Genomic DNA, 1,485 nt, shown 5'->3' with positions numbered 1-1,485 from the left:
GCACCAACCTTATTGTTGACATAAAGAAATTGTTGCTTTTGTGTTAATAATAAGTAAATTTAATGTAACCAAATATGGAGCGGTTTGAAAAGAGGGAGTTACATATATATTTTGAGGACCATTTTGTTCGTTTGCCTGATGATGAATGCCATCATCTCGAAGGGACAGAATTATTCTTTTGATTTTTATGATGGAACTTTCAACTTTAGTGTAGATTCTTCAGTCGTTTTTCCAATACCAAAAACAGCAACTACATCAGCCGTTTCAAACTTTTACAGCCGCATCTCTTCTGGCCAATACGCACCTCTTATCTCGTCTTTAGAAAAATACCAGAAAAAATATAATTTAAACGATTGGATTTATTATCAACTGATCCGAAAAACAGCCGAACAGATTAGTCCAAAAGCAGATAATTATTTTAGCTATACTTTATACAAATGGTTTTTACTGAGTAAATGCGGCTACGATGCAAGATTAGCTGTAGGCAATGATCAGGTTATCTTTTATGTAAGAAATGAAGAGGATATCAGCGATATTCCGTTTTTTATGATTGACGATAAAAAGTTTATGTGCTTAAATTACCACGATTATGGCAAACTGTTTAAACAGGCCGATGCTTATAAGCCTGTTAAAATTTTAATTCCAGAAGCTAAAAATCCTTTCTCTTATAAGGTTACCCGAATGCCCGATTTTAAACCAGAAAGTTATCAGGAAAAAGATATCGAATTTAGCTATCGTCAAAAAATCCATCATTTTAAGTTAAAAGTTAATGAAGATGTACAAACCATTTTCAAAAACTATCCGGTAGTCGATTTTGAGAGTTATTTTAATATCCCTTTGAGCCGGGAAACCTACAGCTCTCTTATTCCCACCTTGAAAGAAAACCTGAAAGGCATGGATCAGAAAAAAGGTGTCGATTACCTGATGAGATTTACCCGTTATGGTTTTTTATATGAAGATGACGGTGAAAATTTTGGCAAGGAAAAACGTTTCTCGCCCGAACAAACATTATTAAGTACCTACAGCGATTGCGATGACCGGGCCGCACTATTTTTCTACTTGGTAAAGGAAATATATAACCTGCCGATGATCGCCTTGCTATACCCTAAACATTTAACTATCGCTGTTCAGTTTGACAAACCAGTTGGCGAACCGATTACTTATAAGGGCAAAAAGTATTCGTACTGCGAGCCTACACCCCAGGCTCAGAATCTAAAAATCGGACAACTTTCATCAAATTTCAAGAACAGTAAATACGAAGTAGTTTATGCATATGAGCCTAAGAAATAAGCCCTTCATATTAAATTAATGTTAAAAAATCGTTATTTTATCAATAACAGGTTGATTCATTAGCTATTTAAGGTAATTTAGATTTCTCATATTGAGTTAAATCTAAAACCTTGTCTATGTCTGCTATTATCTATACCGTTTTAAAGGAGTTTTTTGTTGAGGTGAACGGTCACGCTATAAAGGCTAGAATTATGT

General features: G+C 34.3%; 1 protein-coding gene. It reads left to right on the top strand.

The window, feature by feature from the left end; all coding sequences use genetic code 11:
- The first annotated feature begins 84 nt into the window (after nucleotides 1–84).
- Nucleotides 85–1,290 carry a hypothetical protein gene (locus tag AC1DND_RS27665; protein ID WP_477586039.1) on the top strand — a complete coding sequence of 402 codons (1,206 nt, stop codon included), beginning with the start codon at nucleotides 85–87 and terminating at the stop codon, nucleotides 1,288–1,290.
- Nucleotides 1,291–1,485: the final 195 nt, after the last annotated feature.

Source organism: Pedobacter sp. 01N416, assembly GCF_056399685.1.
This window is presented reverse-complemented; position numbering and strand designations above follow the sequence as displayed.